Raw genomic sequence first — 17,443 nt, forward strand, 5'->3', positions numbered from 1 at the left:
CCGTGGTGGCGCTGAAGACCGGAACCGGGGGGGAGGCACCCCCCCGGCACTTCCTCGAACTGATGGATTTCGAGACCGCGACGCTGCGGCGCATGCTGGACCTCGCGGCCCAGACCAAGCGCGGCGCGATGAACGGCAAGCCGCTGGCGGGCAAGACCGTCGCGCTGATCTTCGAGAAGCCGAGCACGCGCACCCGCGTCAGCTTCGAGGTCGGCGTCCACCAGCTCGGCGGCCATGCCATCGTGCTGTCCTCGCGCGACATGCAGTCCTCCCGCGGGGAGGAGATGAGCGACACCGCCAAGGTGCTGTCGCGCTACGTGGACGCCATCATGATGCGCACGCATGACGTGAACCGCATCCGGGCGCTGGCGCACCACGCGACGGTGCCGGTGATCAACGGCCTGACGGACATCTCCCACCCCTGCCAGCTCATGGCGGATGTGCTGACCTTCGAGGAGCATCGCGGCCCGATCGCCGGCCAGACCGTCGCCTGGATCGGCGACGGCAACAACGTGGCGCAGAGCTTCATCCAGGCCGCGGCGCGGTTCGGCTTCACCCTCCGCCTCGCCACGCCGGCCGCGCTGCGGCCACCGCAGGCGCTGGTCGACTGGGCGCGCGGCGAGGGCGCGAGGATCGAGCTGACCGAGGACCCGGTGGAGGCCGTGCGCGGCGCCCGCTGCGTCGTGACCGATGCCTGGGTCAGCATGAATGACGAGACGGGCGATGGCAGCGCCCCCAGCCGGCACAACCTGCTGGCGCCCTATCAGGTGACGCCGGAGCTGATGGCCAGGGCCGCGCCGGACGCGATCTTCCAGCACTGCCTGCCTGCCCATCGCGGCGAGGAGGTGGCGGCCGAGGTGATCGACGGCCCGCAGAGCGTCGTCTTCGACGAGGCCGAGAACCGGCTGCACGCCCAGAAGGGCATCCTGCTCTGGGCGCTCGGCGCGGGCTGAACGAAGGAACCCCCGCCTGCGGGGCACAGGCGGGTCCGGCCGCGACAGCGGATGGCGGCCAGAACCGGAGGCCGGTCCGCGGTGGATCATCGATTGCGGAGGCGCTTCACGCTCCCGGGCGTTCACGCCCGGCCGCGATTCCCTCGTAGCAGCCGGCAGGGCCGGGCTCGCGGGGCGGGCGCGGGCCTTTGCCGCATCCTGCCGGCCCACGACCCGCCCGCGCGGCCGAGGCTGCCGGGCGGCAGCGCCGGACCATCCGTTCCGGGCTGAGCGCGTCCGACCTTCCGCGCGCCTTTCCCTGGCGCAGCAATCCCGGCCTTTACAGAGGCTTCACGCAGGTCTGCTACCCCGGCGCCGAACCGCTCGAGGAACAGCCCTTGGCCAGCCTCCTTCGCGCCGTCGCGCGCCCGCTCTCCCGTCTCAGCCTCCGTGCCCGTGTCCTTGCCCTGGCGATCGCGCTGCTCGCCTTCGGCTTCGCCGGATTCGCGGTGACGGTTGCCCAGCACATGCGGGCGCGGGAGGAAACGGCGGTGATGGCGCGGCTGGAGATCGCGATCCGCCTGCTCCGCAGCCTGGCCGAGGAGAAGGGCGAGGCATGGCGGCTGGAGGGCGGGACGCGGCTGCTGCGCGGCGGCACCGCCCTGAACGACCTGAACGACCTGCCGGACCGGGTTCATGCCGTGACCGGCGCGGCCGCCACCGTCTTCGCCGGGGAGATGCGGGTCGCGACCAATATCCGCCGGCCGGATGGCGACCGCGCCGTCGGCACCCTGCTCGCCGCCGGCCCGGCGCTGGAGGCGGTGCGGCGCGGCGAGACCTATCGCGGCACCAACATCATCCTCGGCACCCCGCATGTGACGGTCTATGAGCCGGTGCTGGACGCCGCCGGGCGGCAGGTGGGAATCCTCTTCGTCGGCCTGCCGCTGACCACGGTGGCGGAGGCGGAGGCGGCGGCGATCCGCCTTGCCCTGGCGCAGGGCGCGGTGGTGCTGCTGCTGGTCGGCGTCCTGTTCTGGTTTGCGCTGCGGTGGCTGCTGCGCCCGCTCGGCGCGCTGGCCGGGACGCTGCAGGCGCTGGGGGAGGGGCGGCTCGACGTCACGGTGCCCTGCACCGATCGGGAGGATGAACTCGGCCGGATCGGCCGCGCCGTCGCCACCCTCCAGACCGCGACGCGGGAGGCGCGGGCGCAGGAGGCGGCAGCCGCCGCCGCGCGGGCCGAGGCGGAGCAGCGGCGGCGCGAGGCGCAGGCGGTCATCGCCGACAGCCTGGAGCATGCGATCGGCCAGGTCGCCGACCGGCTGGCCGAGGCGGCGCAGGGCGTCGGCGGCGCGACCGACACGGTGGCCGCGGTCTCCGCCGGCACGGCCGGGCGCTCGGCCGAGACCGCCGCGCGGATGGGCGAGGTGACGGAGCATGTCCGGGCCATGGCCGGCGCGACCGAGGCGCTCTCCGGCTCGGTCGACCAGATCGCCCGGCAGGTGGGCGAGGGCGCGCGCATCGCGGCCGAGGCGGTGCAGGTGGCCCGCAGCAGCGACGCGACCATCGCCGGCCTGGCCGAGGCGGCCGGGCGGATCGGCGATGTGGTGCGGCTGATCAGCGACATCGCCGGGCAGACCAATCTGCTGGCGCTGAACGCGACGATCGAGGCGGCGCGGGCCGGCGAGGCCGGCAAGGGCTTCGCCGTGGTGGCGAGCGAGGTGAAGACCCTGGCGGCCCAGACCGCGAAGGCGACGGAGGAGATCTCCGCCCAGATCGGCGCCATGCGCGGCGCGACCGACGAGGCGGTGAGCGCCTTGCACGGCATCGCCGGCGCGGTGACCCGGATGGAGGAGGTGACCTCAACCATCGCCACGGCGGTGGACCGGCAGGGCGAGGCGACGCGCGACATCGCCCGCAGCGCCGCCGCCGCGGCCGATGGGACGGGGGCGGCGCAGGAGGCCATGCGGAGGCTGCAGGCCGAGATCGCCGCTGCCGAGGCCTGCATTGCCCGGCTGCGCGGGGCTGGCAGCGTGGTGACGGAGGAGGGCGGCGCGCTGCGCGCCGAGGTGTCGAGCTTCGTCGCGCGGCTGCGCGCGGGATAGGGATGCGGCTGCGCGGGGGATGAGGATGCGGCTGCGCGGGGGGGCGCGGCTCTGGTACGGGGGGCGCCGGCAACGGGCAACTCCGCTCCCGTCCATCACCCCGTGGATGCGCGCAACAGGCGGCACGGCAGCCAGGGCAGCCGGCAGGCCGGGCTCCCGGACCTGGTGCCCGAACGGCCCCTCCCGGATGGATGGCCGCGAAGGGCCGGAGAACCTATCTAACGGGGCCTACCAGTGTCCCTGCTTCAAGGTTCCCCCCCGCATTGCCAGACCCGACCCAGCCCTCCGCGACCCCCGATTTCCTGCAGCATGACCGGCCGCCCGTGCCGGACATCGTGGTGCCGCGCGGCCTCCAGCCCTTCCATTTGCATGCCAGGCCGGTCCGCGGCCGGCTGATCCGCCTCGGCGCCCTGGCCGAGGCGCTGCTGACCCGGCACGACAATCACCCCTCCGTCACCCGCCTGGCCGGCCAGACGCTGGCGCTCGCGGCCGGGCTTGCCGGCGCGCTGAAGTTCCGCGGCAGCTTCTCCATCCAGGCCAAGGGCGACGGTCCCGTCCCCATGCTGCTGGCCGACTGCACCGAGGGCGGCGCGCTGCGCGGCTATGCCCGGGCCGAGGAGGAGGCGCTGGCCAGCCTGCTCGCCGGCACGCCGGACCCGGAGGCGGGCGCGCTGCTCGGCAAGGGCTATCTCGCCTTCACCTGTGACCAGGGCCCGGACATGGACCGCTACCAGGGCATCGTGGCGCTGGAGGGCGGGACGCTGGCCGAGATGACGGACCACTACTTCCGCACCTCCGAGCAGCTCCGCACCCATGTCCGCCTGGCCTGCGACCGCACCCCGGCAGGCTGGCGGGCCAGCGCCTTCATCATGGAGCGGGTGGCGGGAGAAGGCGGCATCGACCCGGAGCTCGACGCCGAGGCGCAGGAGGAAGCCTGGCGCACTGCGCTCGCGCTGGCCGGCACGCTGACCGATGCGGAGCTGCTGGACGACGCCCTGCCCTCCCACCAGCTCCTGCACGGGCTCTTCCATGCGGAGGGCCTGGCGCTCGACCGGCCGCGCAGCCTCTCCTATGGCTGCCGCTGCTCCCGCGCCCGGCTCGCCGGCGTGCTGCAGGGCTTCCCGGAGGACGACCTGGACCACATGGCCCAGGACGGCGCCATCACCATGACCTGCGAGTTCTGCAACCTCGATTTCCGCTTCGACCGGGCGGAGGTGAAGGGTAGCGCGGGCCGGGCCTGAGCCGTACACAGTCCGCACCGATCCGACGCAGGAGCCCCACCGAGATGCCGACCCGGCGCGCCGCCCTGCTGCTGCCCCTGCTCGCCGCCGCCTGCGCCGGGCAGCAGGAGCCGGCCTTCGTCCCACCCGGACCGATGCGCTTCAGCCATCTCACGCCGCTGCCGCTGAACGTGGCGGCGATCGAGGTGACGGAGGCCAGCCCGCCGCCGCAGATCGGCGATGTCGGTGCCCGGCTCTCGCCGATGCCGGCCGAGGCGGTGCGGATCATGGGCCGGGACCGGCTGCTCGCCGTCGGCGCCAGCGGGGAGGGGCACTTCGCCGTCACCCATGCCGCGCTGGTCCAGGGGCGGGACAGCCTGACCTGCCTGGTCGGCTGCCGGCTGGAGATCCTCTCGGCCGAGGGCCAGCGCATGGGGTTCGTCGAGGCGCAGTCGCGCCGGGCGGTCAGCGGCACGGATGCCGGCCGGCCGCGGGCGGCGGAGGCGCTGCTGCGCAACGCCATGGACGACCTGAATGTGGAGTTCGAGTTCCAGCTTCGCCGGGCGCTGCGCGACTGGCTGGTGGAGGTGACGCCGGGGGCGGACGGGACCCTGCCGGCGCCGCCGCCGCCGGCGGGGGTCACCAAGGAGGAGTTGCCGAGAGGCTAGAGCAGATCGCGGAGGGGCGTGAACGCCCCGCAGTGTGAATCTGCTCTACAAACGGCGGTCCACAGCGGATTGGCGTTCAGATATGAACGCAATCCGCCGCGGAGCAAACCACGGCCGGGTGGACCCGCCCGGGCGCCGTGATTCGTCCGTTCGAGCGACAGGCTGGGCTGTCGGGCGGTTGGTGCCCGCCCGCCACGGCCCGCGCCGCAAAGCCGGTGGATGGCCGGACGGGGCGCGGCACCCTGGCGCCGTTCACTGGTGCGGCTGTTGGCGTTGCACCAACAGCCGCACCTCCCGCGTCAGGCCGACGTCATCGGCTCAGAGGAAGAAGTCGTTGGCAATGAAGGGGACGTGCCCGCTGACCCTGAGGGCGACTTCATAGGCCGCGTCACTGTCCGTGTTGCCGTACACATAGGTGTCACCACCGACATACTGGTAGCCGAGATCGCCCTTCCCGAGCCCCTTGCCCGCGAGGTTGCCCACCCAGTGGAAGGCCTGGTTGCCCCAGGTGGACGGGCTGAAGGTTTCGTGGGTCTTGGCATCGATGCCGCTCAGGTCGATCTTGTCGCCTTCCGAATACTTGAAATCCCAGATCGCGTCGTACCAGGTTTCCTGGACCGTGTTGTACTTGAAGACGTCGGCACCCTTGCCGCCTGTCAGGCCATCGGCGCCTTCCCCGCCGATCAGGGTGTCGTTTCCGTCGCCGCCATCGAGGTAGTCGTTGCCGGCATGCCCGTAAAGAAGGTCGTTGCCGCCCTGGCCGTACATGTAGTCGTTGCCGGCGTACCCATAAAGAATGTCGTTTCCGCCGTAGCCATACATGTGGTCCTGAACAGTAGTTCCGCCAATGACTTCGCCGGCGTTGGTTCCATAGATGGTAGCCATGTCGTGGATCCTCTGTAATGGAGAGTTGTGGTGTGTGGGCTGGACATTTCTTTCACTTGGGCGAGGAGGCTGCGATCTGGCCGACCTCCTCGGTAGTGAGGGGAAGTATAAGTCTGTGCTGGCTTGAATCTGTGCTCCGGCGCACCACGGCGATACAGCGCCTCTTTTCCGGAAGAGCCGCCGGACGCCGGAGCAGGTCGTGTCGGCCGGCGGCGCGTGCGCCTCGCGGCCAGCGCCGGTGCGGGCGGGTTTCCCCCGTCCGGCCTTGACCCGAGGTCACTGGGCATTGGACGTCCCAGGTCGGATCCTTTCAAACTCCCTCGGCGGCAGGGGGCAGGCGACCCCCGGACCCCGCCTGAGTCGGCCAAGCCTGGGGAGGAATCCTATGCCCATCGAACTGTCCAACCCGCCCACCGTGCACAAGCCGGGGGCTTATTCGCATGCCGTGCTGGTTACCAACCCGGGGCGCCGCCTCGTCATCTCCGGCCAGGTCGGCACCGCGCCGGACGGCACCATCGCCGAGGGCGGCGCGGCGCAGATCGACCAGGCGCTGGCCAATCTCGGTGCCATCCTGGCGGCACATGGGATGAGCCCGGCCAATCTGGTGAAGGTCACCGTCTTCCTGACCGACCCGGCGCTGATCCCCGCCTGGCGGGAGAAGCGCGGCGCCTGGCAGGGGGAGCATCGCCCGGCCAGCACCCTGCTGATCGTCGCCGGCCTCGCCGACCCGCGCTTCGTCGTGGAGGTGGAGGCGGAAGCGGCGGCGTGACCCGTTGGGGCGGAGGATGCGTCCCGCCCGCAGGAGAACGGAAGGGGGTGGGCCCGGCGCGGATCGCGGGAGGCCGCGAACGCCCGGAGGCGTGAATCGGCCCGAAGAACAGAAAGCCGCGGCGGATGGAGGTTCAGTCCTGAACGCGATCCGCGGTGGCTCCGCCCCCCTTGCACCAGATCAAGGCGGTCGCCCGATAACTCCCGCATGCTGGGGCATGGGTCGGGGAGGCGTCCATGCTGACCTACAATGACTGCCTGGGACTGAGCGGGCTCACGCCGGAGCAGGTCGCGGCCCTCGCCCGGCATGAGCACCTGCCCGAGATCGTCGCGCTGGAGATGGGGTGGTCCCTGTGCGGGACGCCGGAGGGCAGGCGGCGGATCCGGCAGATGATCCTCGATGAGGTCGCGGCGGCCTGCCGGCATGGCGACCCGCAGGGCGCCGCCCGGCTGGGCCTTGCGCTGCACCACTTCCTCGATGCCTATCCGGGCAGCCCGGCAGGGACCGCGGCGCAGGATGCCGTTCCGCCGCGGGATGCGGTGCCGCAGGCTCTCGGCCTCGATCCGGGGGCCGCATCCCGGGTGCGGGAACGCCTGGACACCTATCTGGCGGCGATGCTGCAGCGCTTCGGTCTGGACCAGGCGGAGGCCGAGGCGCGCTTCCCGGCCGAGATGCTGGCGGCGGCGATGTGCTGCGCCAGCTGCACCGGGACGGGGCGGTGCAGACGCTTCCTCTCCGACATGGCGGGCGCCGAGGCGCCGCCGGCCTTCTGTCCGAATGCGCGGCTTCTCGCGGCGCTGGGGCCACGGGCGGAGCGGCCGGGCGCGTGAGGCGCCCATCGGGCCGGCACGGGCCTTCCGGTCCTGCCGCGGGGCGGCGTGACGGCCCGGCAGGGAACCGCGGGGGATGCCGCGCGCTGAGGCACGCTGCACACCCGGAAGGATCCCGAGAGATGCGCCAACCCGTCCTGCCCCTCCTGCTGCTGGCGGTGCTGCTGTCCGCCTGCACGGTGCGCCGCGAGGTCAGCGCCCCGCCCGTCTATTCCCAGGCCTCGCCCTACGCCACCCAGGCGACGCCGGTGGTGCGGGACAGCTACTGCGCCGAGGCGGTGAGCGAGGCGCAGGCAGCCGCCGGCCGCGCCGCGGTCAGCGGCACCGGCCGGGACGCCAACCGTGCGGAGCGCGCCGCCGCCTATGCCCGGCGCGACTGCTGACGCGGGTCGTCGGCGGATGGAACCGGCCGTGAACGGACACGGATGCCGGCCGCGCCGGATCGCCGGTCCGGCCGGGATGCGACGCGGCGCCGAGGGCGGCGAGGCAGGCCTGCCGCCGCCCGCCTGACCGTGGCACCCGGCTCGGCGCCGAAGCGCAGGCGCGATGGGGCGGGCCCGATGCCCGGCACCGCTGCAGGCCATCATCCGCAGGGCAGATCGATGCGCCGGGGCGGCCTCGCCCCGCCGTGATCCGCCCTATCCCTCGAGCCCGCCGCGCTGGCCGCTGATCATCGCCAGGAATTCCCGGCGGGTGGAGGCATCGTCGCGGAAGGCGCCGAGCATGCGGCTGGTCACCATGGAGACGCCCGGCTTGTGGATGCCGCGCGTGGTCATGCACTGGTGCGCCGCCTCGATCACCACGGCGACGCCCTTCGGCTTCAGCACGTCGTTGATGCAGTTGGCCACCTGCGCGGTGAGCTTTTCCTGGATCTGCAGGCGCTTGGCATAGACCTCCAGCACCCGGGCAAGCTTGCTGATGCCGACGACACGGCCGGCCGGCAAATAGGCGATATGCGCGCGGCCGATGATCGGCACCATGTGGTGCTCGCAGTGGCTCTCCAGCCGGATGTCGCGCAGCACGACCATCTCGTCATAGCCGTCCGTCTCCTCGAAGGAGCGGGCGAGGAGTTCCACCGGGTCGGTCTCGTAGCCCGCAAAGAATTCCTCATAGGCGCGCACCACGCGCGCCGGGGTGTCGATCAGCCCCTCCCGGTCCGGGTCGTCGCCGGTCCAGCGCAGCAGGGTGCGCACCGCCGCCTCGGCTTCCTCCCGCGTCGGGCGCCCTGTGAGCGAGGCATTGGTCGGGACGATCTCGGCGGGCGGGGTCTGGATGTTCACGATGCGGGATCCTCGGGCCTGGGGCGTCCGGTGGTCGGTCGCTTGACCGTCCGGCGCCCTCTTCGTCCCGCAGATGGGTCGATTCGGCGGGCGCGCAATACTGGCCCGGCAAGCCTAGCCGCAGCCCTGCCCCCCGCCCAGGGCCGCCCTGCCGCACCGGTTCAGCCGCTCGCCTCGATGACCTCCCGCACCAGCGGGCAGATCTCCCGCGCCCAGGCCGGCCCCTCGAACAGCGCGTCATGCCCCGCGCCGGGCTGGACATGGTGCCGGCGCAGACCGGCCGGCAGGCCGCGGCAGAGATCGAAGGCGGCGCGGGCCTGGCCGGGCGGGCAGGCGCCATCCCCGTCCCCCTCCACCACCAGCGGGGCGGTGTCGCGGATCGCCTCCGGCCGGACCCGGCGGCCGCGCCATTCCATCCGTCCCCGCGCCAACTCCGCCCCGCGGAACACCCGGTGGATGGTGTCGAGATAGAGCTCCGCCGGCACGTCCATCACCGACCGCAACTCGTCATAGCGCCGGCGATGCGCCGCCGCCGCCGCCGCATCGCCCTGCGTCAGGTTGCGGAGCTGGGCGAGCTGCGCCGCCAGATGGGTATGGAGGTCGGCGAGCACCGAGCCCGCCATCTGCTGCGCCCCCGGCCGCACCCGCCGCCCCGCGCCGGGGAAGCCGGGTGGCACGGTTGCCACCTCCATCGTCTCGAACCAGGCGGGCGGCAGGGCGCTGGCCAGCGCCCCCTCCCGCGTCGGCGCGATGCGGGGATCCACCGGCCCGGCGATCAGGGTCAGGCTGCGCGGCCGGGCGGGGTTCCCGTCCTCGGCCATCAGCGCGGCGGCCGACAGCGCCGCCACCGCGGGCTGTGACACGGCGAGCAGATGCGCGCCCGGCCCCATCGCCTCCAGCCAGGCGATGATCTGCGCCACCTGCTCGTCCAGGCCGAAGCGGCCGAGCGGGAGCGGCACGGTCCGCGCATCCGTCCAGTCCGTCACATGCACCTCGTGGTCGGGCAGCAGCGCCGCGACCGTCCCGCGCAGGCGGGTGGCGAAATGGCCGGAGAGCGGCGCCACCACCAGCACGGGCGGGCCGGGGCGGGGCGTGTCCTTCACGAAGCGGAGTAGCCGGCCGAAGGGGGCGGCCTGCACCACCTCCTCCCGCACCGCCACCACGCCCTGGCGGGTGCGGGCGCGGGTCAGGCCGAAGGGCGGCTTGCGATGGGTGGTGCCGACATCCTCCAGCAATTGCAGCGCGGCCGCCGCCTGGGCCAGGGGCAGGGGCCCCGGCCCGTTCGCCTCGACGGCGCGCAGCAGCCCGGCGGCCTGCCGGGCAAGCGGCCGCAGGCGGGCAAGCCATTCCTCCTGGGCGTGATGCAGCGGATAGAGCACGGGCGAGGGGTCCTCGAATGCCTGGGCCTGGGCGGTTGCAACGCCCGAGGCCCCGGGAGGTCCCGCAGGACCGCCTGGCCCCCGGTGCGTCAGCGCGGCGCCGTCGCCACCGCCTGGAAATTCGCCAGGCTGTCCTCCGCCACCCGGAACCACTGCACCTGTTCCACCCGGAAGCGGTCCCAGTGCTCATGGATCTGCCGGAAGCGGGCATTCTGCGCGCCGATCTCGGCATAGAGCTCCTGCGCCGCCTTGTAGAGACCCTGCATCACCTCCCGCGGATAGGGGCGGAGCTGCGTGCCCTGCGCCACCAGCCGGCGCAGCGCCGACGGGTTCAGCACGTCGTATTTGGCGGCCGTCGCGTGATAGGCCTCGGCGCAGGCGGTCTCCAGCATGCCCTTGTAGGCCGCGGGCAGCGCCTCCCAGGCGCGCAGGTTGACCATGAAGTCGGTGTTCGGCCCGGCTTCCTGGAAGCCCGGATAGTAGTAGTAGCGGGCGACCCGGGCGAAGCCGAGCTTCTCGTCGTCATAGGGGCCGATATATTCGGCGCCGTCGATCACGCCGCGCTCCAGCGCCGGGTAGATGTCGGTCGGCGCGATCTGCTGCGGCACCACGCCGAGCTTCTGCATGACGCTGCCGCCCATGCCGGCGATGCGGAATTTGAGGCCCTTCATGTCCTCGATCCCCTTCAGCTCCCGCTTCGACCAGCCGCCCATCTGGGCGCCGGTGCAGCCGGCGGGGATCTGCCAGATATTCGCCTCGGCGAAGACCGGCTTCAGCTGGTCCCGCCCGCCGGCATAGTTCAGCCAGGCGAAATTCTGGCGGCTGTTGAGGCCGAAGGGCAGGGCGGAGCCGAAGGCGAAGCTCGGGTCCTTGCCGAAATAGAACAGCGCGGAGGTGAAGCCGCATTCGACCGAGCCCTGCCCGACCGCATCCAGGATCTGCAGCGCCGGCACCACCTCCCCGGGGGCGGAGACGGTGATCTCGAAGGCGCCGTCCGACATCTCCCGCACCCGCCGCGCCACGATCTCGGCCGCGCCGTAGAGCGTGTCGAGCGTGCGCGGGAAGCTGTTCGGGCAGCGCCAGCGCAGCCGCGGCTGGGCATGGGCGAGCATGGGCGCGGCAAGCGCAGCGGCGCCGGCCGTGCCGGCGACGAGGTGGCGGCGGTTCATGCGGACGTTCCCTTCGGTCGCGCCCTGCGGGCGCTTGCCGGCCAGCCTGCCGGTGCCCTGCCTGCCCCGCAACAGAATGTTGGCGGACCCCCTCAGCGCCGCAGGGCGGCTACAGCGGATTGCGTTCAAAACTGAACGCCAATCCGCTGCAGGTCATTGTCGGTAGAGCAGATTCACGCTGCGGGGCGTTCACGCCCCTCCGCGATCTGCTCTAGCGCCGCGAGCAGGGTGGCGAGCATCGCCGCGGTCGCCGGCACCGCCAGCGCCGCATCGCCCCAGGCCGCCTGCAGGCGGGCGCCTAGCAGGGCGCCCGCCACCATCGCCGCCCAGCAGGTGGCCTGCTGCGCCCAGGCGGCATGCGGCGCCCGGCCGCGCAGCGCCTGCACCAGCCCCTCCATGCTGCGGGCGAGCGCGCCGGTGACGAAGGTGACGCCGCCGATGCCCGGAAGGGCGGTGTTCAGCATGCCCATGGCCGGCACCATGGCCCAGGCGGCGGGCGGCAGCGCCCCGGCCCCGGTGGGGGTGAGCAGCGCGGTGGTCAGCAGCGCCGCGACCAGGGCGAGCACCGCCGGGCTGCGCCAGCGCCCGGCCAGGGCGCCGAGCACGGCTCCGGCCAGCGCGCCTGCCGCGAAGAGCGCCAGCACCACGCCGAGGGCCCTGGCCCGGCCGGCCTGCGCCTCGGCCGCCGCGATGCCGAGCATGGTGCTGGTGCCGCTGATGAAGCTGACGAAAAGCTGGTCGAAGCGCAGCCAGCCGATGGCGTCCACGCAGCCGGCCAGCGCGACCAGCGGCACCGCCGCCCAGGGGCTGGCCGGGGGCGGGCCGGAAACCCTGGGAAGGACGGGCTTTTCCGCCGGGATCAATCGCATTACACCGCCGTTCCTTCCGGGAGATCCGCCATGCACCGCCGTCCCCTTGGGCGCCTTGTCCTCGGCGCCGCCGCCGCGCCGGCCCTGCTCGCCACGCCGGCCATCGCCCAGGCCAATCCGGAGGTGCGCTGGCGCATCTCCTCCGCCTTCCCACGCAATCTGGATGTCCTGTTCGGCACCGGCGACCGCATCGCCCAGCGCGTCGCGGCGCTGACCGACAACCGCTTCCAGATCCGCTTCTTCCCGGCGGGCGAGATCGTCCCCGGCCTGCAGGTGCTGGACGCGGTCCAGGCCGGCACGATCGAGGGCGGGCACACGCCGGTCTACTACTACACCGGCAAGGACCCCTCCTTCGCCTTCTTCACCGCGCTCCCCTTCGGGCTGAATGCCCGGCAGAACATGGCCTGGCTGACCCATGGCGGCGGCGCCGAGCTGGCGAACGAGCTGTTCCGGGACTACAACATCGTCGGCTTCCCGGCCGGCGATACCGGCGCCCAGATGGGCGGCTGGTTCCGCAACGAGATCCGCTCGCTCCAGGACCTGAACGGCCTGAAATTCCGCGTCGCGGGCCTGGCCGGCGAGATCTTCCGCAAGCTCGGCGCCGTGCCGACGCAGATCGCCGCCTCCGACATCTATCCGGCGCTCGAGCGCGGGACGCTCGATGCCGTCGAGTTCGTCGGGCCGCATGACGACGAGAAGCTGGGCTTCGTCCGGGTCGCCAAGAACTACTACGCGCCGGGCTTCTGGGAGGCGGGCGCGCATCTGCATGTCATCATCAACCAGCGCGCCTGGGACGCGCTGCCGGCCGCCTACAAGGCGGCGATCGAGGTCGCCGCGCAGGAGGCCAATGCCGACATGCTGGCGCGCTACGACCACCTGAACCCGCAGGCGCTGCGCCGGCTGATCGCGGCCGGCGCGCAGCTCCGCTTCTGGCCGCGCGACATCCTCCAGGCCTCCTGGCGGGAGGCGCACGGGCTGTACGAGGAGATGTCCGGCCGCAACGAGCGCTTCAAGCGCATCTGGACCGCCTATCGCGCCTATCGCGACGAGCAGTACCAGTGGTTCCGGGTGGCCGAGAACAGCTTCGACAATTTCGCCTTCCCGGCGGCGGCGCAGCGCTGAGGGCACTGCGATAGGGCGGGCGCCGCCCGGGTGGGTCCACCCGGGCGGCGCGGGCCGCCCGCCCGCTGGCAGGCGCCCGGCCGGGGGCGTCGATCAACACCGACAAGCTTGCCGGCTTCCTGCCGGATGCAAGGCTTGCGCGCATGGCGGCCCGCCATCCCCGCATTGGACGGCGCCGGCCCGCCGACGGTATCTCCGCCTTTCCTTTCCCGGGACCGCCCCCTGCATGGACATCGCTGCCCTGCTCTCCGCCCTTGCCATGGGGGTGCTGGAGGGCCTGACCGAGTTTCTGCCCGTCTCCTCGACCGGCCACCTGATCCTGCTGGCAGAGCTGATCGGCTTCCACGGCCCGCCCGGGAAGGTGTTCGAGATCTCCATCCAGCTCGGCGCCATCTGCGCCGTCATCTGGGTGTACCGCGCGACGCTGCTCGGCCTGGTGCGCAACATGTGGCGGCCGGGGCTGGAGCGGTTCTACGCGATGAACCTGCTGCTCGCCTTCCTGCCGGCCGCGATCATCGGCGCGACCATGCACAAGACCATCACCCAGCTGCTCTTCAGCCCCTGGGTGGTCAGCATCGCGCTCATCATCGGCGGCATCGCCATCATCCTGATCGAGCGGATGCAGCGGGTCCCCGCCATCCGCTCGGTGCCGGAGATCGGGTTGGTGCCGGCGCTGCTGATCGGCTTCGGCCAGGCGCTGGCAATGATCCCGGGCACCTCGCGTTCCGGCGCCACCATCATCTCCGCGCTGCTGCTGGGTGTGGAGCGGAAGACGGCGGCGGAGTTCAGCTTCGTCCTGGCCATCCCGACCATGCTGGCGGCCACCGTCTTCAGCCTGGTGAAGGTGCGGGACCAGCTCGCGCCGGAGGGGCTGGGGCAGATCGGGGTGGGCTTCGCCGCGGCCTTCGTCGTGGCGCTGGTCACGGTGCGCGCGGTGCTGGCGGTGATCGGCCGCATCGGCTTCACGCCCTTCGGCTGGTACCGGATCGGGCTGGGGACGGTGATGCTGGCCTGGCTGCTGGCGCGGTAGCGCCCGGCGGCATGGCCGGCCCATGGCGGCCGGCCGAAGGGGCGCCGGGGCCGTGCCGCCGGGCCGGGGGCACCGGGAAGCGCCCGCCTTGCTGCGGGGCGGCATGCGGCCCGAGGGGCCGGTGCCGGTGGCGCGCCCCGGCCCGCGCCTATCCCAGGATGCTCCCCGGCTCGCAATTCCCGCCGCAGACCAGCACGCCGACCCGCGCCCCCGCCGGCGCCGTCCAGGCGCCGCAGAGCAGCGCGGCCAGCGCCGTCGCCCCGCCCGGCTCCGCTACCACCCGCGCCGCCTCCCACAGCAGCCGCTGCGCCGCGCGGATCGCCGCATCCGGCACCAGCACCGCCTGCGCCACATGGTCCTTCGCCACCGCGAACATGAGCGCGCCCACCTGCCGGGCGCCCAGGCTGTCCGCCGCGACGCCGCCGACCGGCGCCGGCACCGGCCGACCCTCCCGCAGGGCGGTGGCCAGCGTCGGGCAGCCCTCCGGCTCCACGCTCACCACCTGGACACCTGTGCCGGCATACCATGCGGCCATGCCGCCGATCAGCCCGCCGCCGCCGGTCGCCACCAGCACATGGGTCAGCCCCGGCGCGTCCTCCTCGAACTCCAGCGCGACGGTGCCCTGGCCGGCCAGCACCTCCTCCTGGTCATAGGCATGGATCATCAGCGCGCCGGTCTCCGCCGCGCGGGCCTCGCTCGCCTGCCGTGCCTCGTCATAGGCGCCGCCGCCCACCACCAGCCGCGCGCCATAGCCCTCGATCCGCGCCCGCTTGGCCGGGCCGGTGATCTCCGGCACGAAGATCTCGGCCGCCACGCCGAGCCGCCGCGCCGCATAGGCGACCGCGGCACCGTGATTGCCGCCGGAGGCCGCGATGACGCCGGCGCCGGGCAACCCGCGCGACAGCATCCGGTTGAAGGCGCCGCGCGGCTTGAAGGAGCCACTGGCCTGAAGCAATTCCAGCTTCGTCACGATATCATGGGCAAGGCCGAGATCGGCCCCGGCCAGCCGCAGCAGCGGCGTGCGCCGGACATGGGGGGCGATGCGCCGGGCGGCGTCCCGGATCTCGTCACGGTTCGGATGGATGGACATGATGTGCCACGGGTGGCATGCCCGACCGCGCGAGGCAACCGCGCCTCCCCTTGGAAGCCCCCCGGATTCCTGCCATGGTCGGTCGCCTGCTTGGTGGCGACCCGGATGCTGCTCCATGCCAGTTCAGTCGCCCGTGAGGGGGAAGCCGTCCTGCTGCTCGGTCCCCCAGGGTCTGGAAAGTCCGATCTCGTGCTGCGCCTGATCCATGAGGGATGGCGGCTGGTCGCCGACGACCAGGTGGCCCTGCATGCCGAGGCCGGCAGGCTCAGCGCCGCGCCGCCCGAGGCGCTGCGCGGCATGCTGGAGGTGCGGGGCCTCGGCATTCTTCAGGACCTGGAGGTGGCGGCGCCGGCGCCGATCCGGCTGGCCGTCCGCCTCGTCGCCCGCTCCGGCATCGCCCGGCTGCCGGAGCCCGAGCGCTGGGCGGATGCCGGCATTGCCCTGCCGGCCATCCGGCTCGACCCCTTCGAGGCCTCGGCCACCGCCAAGCTCGGCCTTGCCCTCGACCTGGTCCTCGGCCGCGCCCGGCAGCGGGCGGGGGCCTTCGCATGAGCGGCGCGCCCGACCCGCTGGCCGAAAGGCCGCGCGCCCCGCTGCCGGGCGCCCGCCCGGTGGTGCTGGTCACCGGCCTCTCCGGCGCCGGCAAGGCCTCCATTCTCAAGGTGCTGGAGGATCTCGGCTACGAGACGGTGGACAACCCGCCGCTCAAGGTGCTGGAGGAACTGGTGGAGGACGGCGACGAGCCGATCGCCGCCGGCATCGACACCCGCACGCGGGGCTTCATCCCGACCCAGGCCCTGACCACCCTGGCGCGGCTCCGCCGCAATCGCGGCATCACGGTGACCCTGGTCTTCGTCACCGCCGAGGATGCCGTGCTGCTCCGCCGCTATACCGAGACGCGGCGGCGCCATCCGCTGGCGCCGGGCGGCTCGCTCGGCAGCCGGGTCAGCGACGGCATCGCCCGGGAATCGGCGCTGCTGGCCCCGCTGCGGGATGCGGCCGACCTGGTGGTCGATACGTCCGACCTGCCGCTGCCGGGGCTGCGGCAGATGATCGAGCGGCGCTTCCGGCCGGAAGGGACGCCCGGCCTCTCGATCCAGGTGATGTCCTTCGGCTTCCCGCGCGGCCTGCCGCGCGAGGCGGACCTGGTCTTCGACGTGCGCTTCCTGCGCAATCCGCACTATGTGCCGGAGCTGAAGCCGCAGACCGGGCGGGACCCGGCGGTCGCCGCCTATGTGGAGGGCGACCCGGATTTCCCCGGCTTCTGGACCCGCCTGCTCGGCTTCGTCGATCCGCTGCTGCCGCGCTATGTGGCGGAAGGCAAGAAATACCTTACGGTTGCAATAGGCTGCACCGGCGGCAAGCACCGGTCGGTCCTTGTGGCGGAGCGTTTGGCAGACCATCTCCGTGGGGCGGGTTGGCGTGCGGACGTGACGCATCGGGAACTTGCTCAGGCAGCGCTTGCCGGGATGGACCCGGGGGCGCTACCCGGCCACCGCAATCCGGCCCCCCTCGATCCGCGAGCGGGCGCCGATGGAGATACCGCCCCGACTCATTCGGACGGGGCGGGGGGTCGGGAGGCCCTGACGCGCACCCCATGATCGGATTGGTTCTCGTTACCCATGGCCGGCTCGCCGACGAATTGCGGCTCGCCATGGAACATGTGGTCGGCCCGCAACGCGCGGTCGCCACCGTCTGCATCGGCCCCGACGACGACATGGAGCGGCGCCGGCAGGATATCCGCGAGAGCATCGCGGCGGTGGACCAGGGCGATGGCGTCGTGGTGCTGACCGACATCATGGGCGGCACGCCCTGCAACCTGGCAGTCTCGCTGGCTGACCGGAAGCAGGTGGAGGTCATCGCCGGGGTGAACCTCCCGCTCCTCGTCAAGCTCGCCAAGATCCGCTCGTCCGAGCCGCTGGCCGAGGCGGTCGATCATGCCGCGGCCGCCGGCCGCAAATACATCGCCGCCGCCGGCGACATCCCGAACGGGGTCGCCCGGGTGAACGGCGGCGCCAACGGAGGAAACAAGCCGTGAGCCATACCGCGACCCAGCCGATCGACTCTGGCTCCCATGCCGGCTGCGGCTGCGGCGAGG

General features: G+C 72.8%; 18 protein-coding genes. 12 read left to right on the plus strand and 6 right to left on the minus strand.

Translation table 11 applies throughout. The annotated features are described in order from the left end of the window. Positions 1-2: 2 nt before the first annotated feature. From argF to LHA35_RS01015, 4 genes are all read left to right on the plus strand, one after another. Positions 3-953, plus strand: a complete 951-nt coding sequence (argF, locus tag LHA35_RS01000) for an ornithine carbamoyltransferase (RefSeq protein WP_456316067.1) — start codon at positions 3-5, stop codon at positions 951-953. A gap of 377 nt (positions 954-1,330) precedes the next feature. Continuing rightward, positions 1,331-3,034 carry a methyl-accepting chemotaxis protein gene (locus tag LHA35_RS01005; protein WP_226603369.1) on the plus strand — a complete coding sequence of 568 codons (1,704 nt, stop codon included), beginning with the start codon at positions 1,331-1,333 and terminating at the stop codon, positions 3,032-3,034. Between the two features lie 263 nt (positions 3,035-3,297). Next, positions 3,298-4,275: an Hsp33 family molecular chaperone HslO gene (gene hslO / locus LHA35_RS01010; protein ID WP_226603375.1), complete on the plus strand. Its 978-nt coding sequence runs from the start codon at positions 3,298-3,300 to the stop codon at positions 4,273-4,275. A 44-nt stretch (positions 4,276-4,319) separates the two neighbouring features. Further along, on the plus strand, positions 4,320-4,922 hold the full coding sequence (locus LHA35_RS01015; RefSeq protein ID WP_226603384.1) for a hypothetical protein: 603 nt from the start codon (positions 4,320-4,322) through the stop codon (positions 4,920-4,922). A gap of 318 nt (positions 4,923-5,240) precedes the next feature. Here the strand turns inward: LHA35_RS01015 and LHA35_RS01020 are convergent, their stop codons facing one another. Next, complete coding sequence (locus LHA35_RS01020) at positions 5,241-5,807, minus strand: M10 family metallopeptidase C-terminal domain-containing protein (RefSeq protein ID WP_226603388.1); 567 nt, start codon at positions 5,805-5,807, stop codon at positions 5,241-5,243. Between the two features lie 385 nt (positions 5,808-6,192). Between LHA35_RS01020 and LHA35_RS01025 the strand changes: the two genes are divergently transcribed. The 3 genes from LHA35_RS01025 (at position 6,193) to LHA35_RS01035 (ending at position 7,789) form a co-directional block, all read left to right on the plus strand. After that, positions 6,193-6,576 (plus strand): RidA family protein, encoded by a 384-nt coding sequence (locus LHA35_RS01025; protein WP_226603392.1) that lies wholly within the window; start codon positions 6,193-6,195, stop codon positions 6,574-6,576. A gap of 236 nt (positions 6,577-6,812) precedes the next feature. After that, a complete protein-coding gene (locus LHA35_RS01030; protein ID WP_226603396.1) occupies positions 6,813-7,406 on the plus strand; it encodes a DUF6455 family protein in 594 nt (197 codons plus the stop codon). A gap of 122 nt (positions 7,407-7,528) precedes the next feature. Then, positions 7,529-7,789, plus strand: a complete 261-nt coding sequence (locus LHA35_RS01035; RefSeq protein ID WP_226603399.1) for a hypothetical protein — start codon at positions 7,529-7,531, stop codon at positions 7,787-7,789. 255 nt (positions 7,790-8,044) lie between these two features. On the opposite strand, the gene folE is transcribed toward LHA35_RS01035, so the two are convergent. The 4 genes from folE to LHA35_RS01055 all read right to left on the minus strand — a co-directional run bounded on the left by folE (position 8,045) and on the right by LHA35_RS01055 (position 12,103). Next, the gene (gene folE, locus LHA35_RS01040) at positions 8,045-8,686 is read right to left on the minus strand and encodes a GTP cyclohydrolase I FolE (RefSeq protein ID WP_226603402.1); all 642 of its coding nucleotides are present in this window, start codon (positions 8,684-8,686) and stop codon (positions 8,045-8,047) included. A gap of 161 nt (positions 8,687-8,847) precedes the next feature. After that, a complete protein-coding gene (gene phaZ / locus LHA35_RS01045; RefSeq protein ID WP_226603404.1) occupies positions 8,848-10,065 on the minus strand; it encodes a polyhydroxyalkanoate depolymerase in 1,218 nt (405 codons plus the stop codon). Positions 10,066-10,154: 89 nt separating this feature from the next. Beyond that, positions 10,155-11,234 carry a TRAP transporter substrate-binding protein gene (locus tag LHA35_RS01050; RefSeq protein WP_226603406.1) on the minus strand — a complete coding sequence of 360 codons (1,080 nt, stop codon included), beginning with the start codon at positions 11,232-11,234 and terminating at the stop codon, positions 10,155-10,157. 173 nt (positions 11,235-11,407) lie between these two features. Next, a complete protein-coding gene (locus LHA35_RS01055; protein ID WP_226603409.1) occupies positions 11,408-12,103 on the minus strand; it encodes a DUF1275 family protein in 696 nt (231 codons plus the stop codon). A gap of 30 nt (positions 12,104-12,133) precedes the next feature. On the opposite strand from LHA35_RS01055, the gene LHA35_RS01060 reads away from it, so the two are divergent. Beyond that, the gene (locus LHA35_RS01060; protein ID WP_226603411.1) at positions 12,134-13,225 is read left to right on the plus strand and encodes a TRAP transporter substrate-binding protein; all 1,092 of its coding nucleotides are present in this window, start codon (positions 12,134-12,136) and stop codon (positions 13,223-13,225) included. Between the two features lie 226 nt (positions 13,226-13,451). Then, positions 13,452-14,255, plus strand: a complete 804-nt coding sequence (locus LHA35_RS01065; RefSeq protein ID WP_226603414.1) for an undecaprenyl-diphosphate phosphatase — start codon at positions 13,452-13,454, stop codon at positions 14,253-14,255. Positions 14,256-14,403: 148 nt separating this feature from the next. Here LHA35_RS01065 and LHA35_RS01070 read toward each other — a convergent pair whose 3' ends face one another. After that, on the minus strand, positions 14,404-15,345 hold the full coding sequence (locus LHA35_RS01070) for a threonine/serine dehydratase (protein WP_226603417.1): 942 nt from the start codon (positions 15,343-15,345) through the stop codon (positions 14,404-14,406). 93 nt (positions 15,346-15,438) lie between these two features. Here LHA35_RS01070 and LHA35_RS01075 point away from each other — a divergent pair, with 93 nt between their 5' ends. Genes LHA35_RS01075 through LHA35_RS01085 form a run of 3 tightly spaced genes read left to right on the plus strand, consistent with a single transcriptional unit; the run spans position 15,439 to position 17,383 of the window. Beyond that, on the plus strand, positions 15,439-15,897 hold the full coding sequence (locus LHA35_RS01075; RefSeq protein WP_226603419.1) for an HPr kinase/phosphorylase: 459 nt from the start codon (positions 15,439-15,441) through the stop codon (positions 15,895-15,897). Further along, entirely contained in the window at positions 15,894-16,946 is a 1,053-nt protein-coding gene (gene rapZ / locus LHA35_RS01080; protein ID WP_226603421.1) for an RNase adapter RapZ, read from the plus strand. Before LHA35_RS01075 ends, rapZ begins: the two co-directional genes overlap by 4 nt. Beyond that, positions 16,943-17,383, plus strand: a complete 441-nt coding sequence (locus LHA35_RS01085; protein ID WP_226603425.1) for a PTS sugar transporter subunit IIA — start codon at positions 16,943-16,945, stop codon at positions 17,381-17,383. The genes rapZ and LHA35_RS01085 overlap by 4 nt, the downstream gene beginning before the upstream one ends. Positions 17,384-17,443: the final 60 nt, after the last annotated feature.

This window comes from Roseicella aerolata (assembly GCF_020523605.1).
Taxonomy (GTDB): Bacteria; Pseudomonadota; Alphaproteobacteria; order Acetobacterales; family Acetobacteraceae; genus Paracraurococcus; species Paracraurococcus aerolatus.